The 284-nt window shown below is 57.4% G+C and carries 1 pseudogene; it reads left to right on the top strand.

What is annotated here, in order from left to right:
* Positions 1 to 67: 67 nt before the first annotated feature.
* Positions 68 to 284, top strand: a pseudogene (locus AF337_RS45330) (hypothetical protein); the annotation flags it as partial.

Below are 284 nucleotides of genomic sequence, written 5' to 3' on the forward strand. Positions count from 1 at the left end.
AAACGCGCCAGGGCCCGCTGAGATCAGAACCCGATCGACAGGGCTCGAGATTTAAACCGCGTCTGAAATGACGGGCTTGCAGATCGCGCGCTGCAGCATGGCCGAAGGCGTGCTGGCATTCACTCGCACCAAGGAAGCGTCAATGGCAGAGACTGCGAACGAACTTCAATCGATCAATACGGCCTGGCAGATCGCCATTCAGGAGATCCTGCGCATGGTCATCAGAGACATGTATCACGGCGGCGGCGAAGCGTCGTTCAGGACCCATATCAAGCGTATCGAAG

The sequence above is a fragment of the Rhizobium ecuadorense genome, assembly GCF_001187535.1.
In the GTDB taxonomy this organism is placed as follows: Bacteria; Pseudomonadota; Alphaproteobacteria; order Rhizobiales; family Rhizobiaceae; genus Rhizobium; species Rhizobium ecuadorense.